Here is a 4,597-nt window from a genome sequence, read left to right as displayed (position 1 = left end):
GGGTGACATACTCCCCATGAGACGTGATCACTCGGCGCGCAGACCCCGCCCCGCCCGCCGCAGCGCCGCCCCCGACCCGGAAAGCACCCCGCCATGAACGACATCCCGTCCCTCGACGCCGAGGACATCGACCGCTACGACCCCGAGCACCGCGCCTGGCTCCGGGCCGCGATCGCCACCGTGCAGTCCGAGGGCAACCGCACCTCGGACACGCACCTGCTCTCGGTGCCCCTGCCGTCCGAGTGGGGCGTGGACCTGTACCTCAAGGACGAGTCGACGCACCCGACCGGCTCGCTCAAGCACCGGCTCGCGCGCTCGCTGTTCCTGCACGGGCTCTGCAACGGCTGGATCCGCCGGGACGGCCCCGTGGTCGAGGCCTCCAGCGGCTCCACCGCGGTCTCGGAGGCCTACTTCGCCCGGCTGATCGGGGTCCCCTTCGTCGCCGTGATGGCCCGGTCCACGAGCCGCGAGAAGATCAAGCTCATCGAGCTCTACGGCGGCCGGTGCCACTTCGTCGAGGACCCGCGCGAGGTGTACGACGTCGCCGCCTCCCTGGCTCGCGAGTGCGGTGGCCACTACATGGACCAGTTCACCTACGCCGAGCGCGCGACCGACTGGCGGGGCAACAACAACATCGCCGAGTCGATCTTCGCCCAGATGGAGCTGGAGCCCCACCCGGAGCCGGCCTGGATCGTCGCGACCGCCGGTACCGGCGGCACCTCGGCCACGCTGGCCCGCTACGTCCACTACACCCGCCGCGCCACGGGCATCTGCGTCGCGGACCCGGAGAACTCCGCCTACTTCCCCGGCTGGCGGGACCACGACCCCGCGGCCACCACCGCCGTCGGCTCCCGCATGGAGGGGATCGGGCGGCAGCGGGTCGAGGCGAGCTTCCTGCCCCAGAGCATCGACCGGATGATGCGCGTGCCCGACGCCGCCGCGATCGCCGCGATCCACGTGCTGGACGAGCTGATCGGCCGCAAGGCGGGGGCCTCCACGGGCACGGGCCTGTGGGCCGCGTTCCGCATCGTCGCCGAGATGCGCGCCGCGGGCCGCACGGGCAGCGTCGTCTCCCTGATCTGCGACCCCGGCGAGCGGTACCTGGACAAGTACTACTCGGAGGCGTGGCTGGCCGAGAACGGGCTCGACGTCGCCCCGCACCGGGCGCGGCTCGAGGAGTTCCTGGGGCTGCGCGGCTGAGGCCCGCCGGGCGGGTGGCGAGGGTCGCGGCGTCGGGCGCTCCCGCCCCGCGGGGGATGACGGGCCGGCGGCGCCCGCGGGCTCAGGCCTCCGGGATCTCCTTCCAGAACGCCTCGCGGGTCACGTCCTCGGGCGCGGGCCCGCGCCGCACGCCGGTGTCCAGCGCGTCGAGCCGCCGCAGCTCCTCGTCCGTCAGGTCGAAGCCGAACACGTCGAAGTTCTCCGCGATGCGCTCCGGCCGGACCGACTTCGGGATCGCCGAGCGCCCCTGCTGGAGGTGCCAGCGCAGCATGACCTGGGCGGGCGTCCTGCCGTGGGCCGCCGCGACCTCGGCGACGACGGCGTCGTCGAACACGCTCGGCCCGGAGCCGCGGTAGCTGGTGATGCCGCCGATCGGCGACCACGCCTGTGTCAGCGTCCCCTGCGCCCGGTCCGCCTGCTGCGCTTCCGGCTGGGCGAAGTAGGGGTGCACCTCGATCTGGTTCACGGCCGGGACGACGTCGGACCTCTTGCCCAGCGCCGCGAGGTGCTCCGGCATGAAGTTGCTGACGCCGATGGCGCGGACCCGGCCGTCGCGCTGCAGGGTCTCCAGCGCGCGGTAGGCCTCGAGGGCCAGGTCGAACTCGCCGGGGAAGGCCTGGTGCAGGATTAGCAGGTCGAGGCGCTCGACGCCGAGCTTGGCCGCGCTCTTCTCGAAGGCGTGCAGCGTCCGGTCGTAGCCGTAGTCGCTGATCCAGACCTTCGTCTCGAGGAAGATCTCGGAGCGGTCCAGGCCGGAGCGGCGGATGGCCTCGCCGACCTCGCGCTCGTTGCCGTAGGCGGCCGCCGTGTCGATCAGCCGGTAGCCCACGCGCAGGGCCTCCTCGACCGCCGCGACGGTCTCCTCGGGTGGGGTCTGGAAGACGCCGAACCCGAGGGCCGGCATCTCGACGCCGTTGTTCAGGGTGATGTCCACGATCGTCTCCTTCGCAGGGTCGCCGGGGTCCGCGATGACCCCGTGCTCCCACGCTAGGCCCGATCGGCGCCGCGCGGGAGGACTGTGTCCCCAGATGTTCTCGCGAATCGCGGATCGCGGATCGCGAAGCCCGAAGCGAGGATCGCGGTCCGGGACGCGCCGCTCGAGGCCCGGGGCCCGCCACCCCGGACCCCGTACGGGACCGCCTTGCCCTTCCGCCGCGCGTCGCCCGTCCCTAGAGTGATCACCACCCACGCCCGCGCGCCCCGGCCGCGGGCCCACTCCCCGAGCGGACGGAGCGATCCGATGGCGCTGACCCGCATCCACAACCTCTCCCTCTCCCTGGACGGCTACGCGGCCGGCGAGGGGCAGTCGCTCGAGACGCCCCTGGGCCGCGGCGGCGAGCGGCTCCACGAGTGGCTGCTCGCCACCGCCTTCGGCGCCCCGATCGTAGGCCGCACGGGCGGCGGCGCCGGCGTCGACGACGCGTTCGCCCGGCGGCACGAGCCCAGCATCGGCGCGGAGATCATGGGCGCCGGCAAGTTCGGCCCGCCGGGCTGGCAGGACGACGCGGAGTGGACCGGCTGGTGGGGTCCCGAACCGCCGTTCCACACGCCGGTCTTCGTGCTGACCCACCGCCCGCGGCCACCCCTGGAGATGGAGGGCGGCACCGTCTTCCGCTTCCTCGCCGCCGCCCCGGCGGAGGCGCTCGACGCCGCCCGCGAGGCCGCCGCGGGACTGGACGTGCGGATCGGGGGCGGGGCGAGCGTGGTGCGGGACTTCCTCGCGGCGGGCCTGGTCGACCACATGCACCTGGTCCAGGTGCCCCTCCTGCTCGGCGGCGGGTCCCGCCTCTGGGACGGGTTGGGTCCCCTGGAGGAGGACTACGCGATCGAGGCGGTCTCCTCGCCCAGCGGGGTCACCCACCTGACTTTCGACCGGAAGGTTGCGCGCTGAGGGCATGGGATGTGCCACGCGGAGTCGTCGCCTCTGCGCCGTTACGGTATTCGGCCGGTACCGTGGTCGGGCAGCGCAACAAGGTCGAGGAGGCAGGATGAAGAGCACTATGCGCACGCTCGGACGCAGTGAGAGCCTTCGGGTCGCCCAGATCGTGCTGGTCGTGTCACTCTTCTGGATCGCGGTGGAGGACGGCGACCCCTCCCCTTTGATCATCGTGGCCATGGGCCTGTCCCTCTTCGCGATGGCCTGCATCGTGATCGCCCACCTGCTCCGGCGCCGCGCCGAGAGGCGTCGGGCTGAGGCGTATCCCCGGAGGGGCGCCTGACGCACCGCCCGACCACTTGCCCTGGCGGCTTAACTTCCGTCTTGACTAGGAGTTCGACTCCTTAGCGCGAGGTCATGGCCATTGCGCCGGGCGGGTCGGGGGGAAAGAATGAGCTATGCCTGCCGTCATCAGATCCCTCGAGGTCGCCGTCCCGCTCGTCGTGCTTCGCCAGGAGGAGCTGCGCGACGTCTTCGCCGCGCAGCCCGGTATCAGCGCCCTCTCGAAGCGCCTGATCAGGGCCGCCTTCGACTATTCCGGGATCGAACGGCGCCACACGGTCATGGATGAGCTGGATCTCGCTGCGGCCCTCGCCGCAGCCCCTGAGACGCCAACCCCGGAGGCCCTCACCCCCGAGGCCCCAACCTCTGAGATCCCAACTCCCGACGCCTCGACTTCCGACGCACCGGCCCCCGACCTCGCAGATTCCGCCCCCGGTGCCGCCGCGGACGATGCGGCCCCCGTCTTCTTCGACCGCCGGGCCCGCGAGATCCTCGCCCCCAGCACCGGCGTCCGCAACGCCTTCTACGCCCGCGAGGCCCCGCGCCTGTTCGTCGAGGCCGCCCGCGCCGCCGTCGCGGCATGCCCGGGCCTCGAGCCCGCCGCGGTCACGCACCTGGTCACCGCCTCCTGCACCGGCTTCTACGCCCCCGGCCCCGACCTCGACGTCGTCCGCGCCCTCGGCCTGCCCCGCTCGGTCAAGCGCTCCCACCTCGGCTTCATGGGGTGCTACGCCGCGTTCCCGGCCCTGCGTCAGGCCGCCGAGATCTGCGGGTCCGACCCCGACGCCGTCGTGCTGGTGGTCTGCGCCGAGCTCTGCAGCATCCACCTGCGGACGGCGAACGACCCGGACACCATCCGCGGCGCCTCCCTCTTCGCGGACGGCGCCGCCGCGGCGGTGGTCACCGCGCCCGACGACGCCCGGACCGGGGACGGTGGCAACCGCGGTTCATCACCCGGCGGCCCCACCCCCGGCCCCTCCCGACCCGGGGGTCCCCCCCCCCGCCCCCCCCCCCCCGCGCCCCCCCCCCCCCCCGCCGCAGCTTGCACCCGCCGGTACACTGGTAACAGCTTGCCCGCGGTCCCGTGCGCCTCGAGCCGGCCCCCGCGCCCGCAGCGGGAGGGCCCTCCCGCCGCGCACGGGCGACCGCACGAGGAAA

At 73.5% G+C, this 4,597-nt stretch carries 4 protein-coding genes and 1 pseudogene; 4 read left to right on the top strand and 1 reads right to left on the bottom strand.

Going from position 1 to position 4,597, the window contains the following annotated elements; translation table 11 throughout:
• Positions 1-93 precede the first annotated feature (93 nt).
• Positions 94-1,200, top strand: coding sequence for a PLP-dependent cysteine synthase family protein (locus NBM05_RS15030; RefSeq protein ID WP_254169114.1), 1,107 nt, complete (start codon positions 94-96; stop codon positions 1,198-1,200).
• An 82-nt stretch (positions 1,201-1,282) separates the two neighbouring features.
• Here NBM05_RS15030 and NBM05_RS15025 read toward each other — a convergent pair whose 3' ends face one another.
• Positions 1,283-2,155, bottom strand: coding sequence for an aldo/keto reductase (locus NBM05_RS15025; protein WP_254169112.1), 873 nt, complete (start codon positions 2,153-2,155; stop codon positions 1,283-1,285).
• A gap of 306 nt (positions 2,156-2,461) precedes the next feature.
• Here NBM05_RS15025 and NBM05_RS15020 point away from each other — a divergent pair, with 306 nt between their 5' ends.
• From NBM05_RS15020 to NBM05_RS15010, 3 genes and pseudogenes are all read left to right on the top strand, one after another.
• Positions 2,462-3,112, top strand: a complete 651-nt coding sequence (locus NBM05_RS15020; protein WP_254169104.1) for a dihydrofolate reductase family protein — start codon at positions 2,462-2,464, stop codon at positions 3,110-3,112.
• Between the two features lie 97 nt (positions 3,113-3,209).
• Positions 3,210-3,440: a hypothetical protein gene (locus NBM05_RS15015; protein WP_254169102.1), complete on the top strand. Its 231-nt coding sequence runs from the start codon at positions 3,210-3,212 to the stop codon at positions 3,438-3,440.
• Positions 3,441-3,555: 115 nt separating this feature from the next.
• A pseudogene (locus NBM05_RS15010) lies at positions 3,556-4,597 on the top strand (hypothetical protein); the annotation flags it as partial.

The organism is Rothia santali (assembly GCF_024199905.1).
Lineage (GTDB): Bacteria > Actinomycetota > Actinomycetes > Actinomycetales > Micrococcaceae > Rothia > Rothia santali.
The sequence above is the reverse complement of the archived record's forward strand: the minus strand, read 5'-3'. Positions and strand labels throughout refer to the sequence as shown.

Coding starts and splice junctions, on each gene's coding strand:
- NBM05_RS15015 (WP_254169102.1), top strand. CDS start 3,210: ATGAAGAGCACTATGCGCACGCTCGGACGCAGTGAGAGCCTTCGGGTC.
- NBM05_RS15020 (WP_254169104.1), top strand. CDS start 2,462: ATGGCGCTGACCCGCATCCACAACCTCTCCCTCTCCCTGGACGGCTAC.
- NBM05_RS15030 (WP_254169114.1), top strand. CDS start 94: ATGAACGACATCCCGTCCCTCGACGCCGAGGACATCGACCGCTACGAC.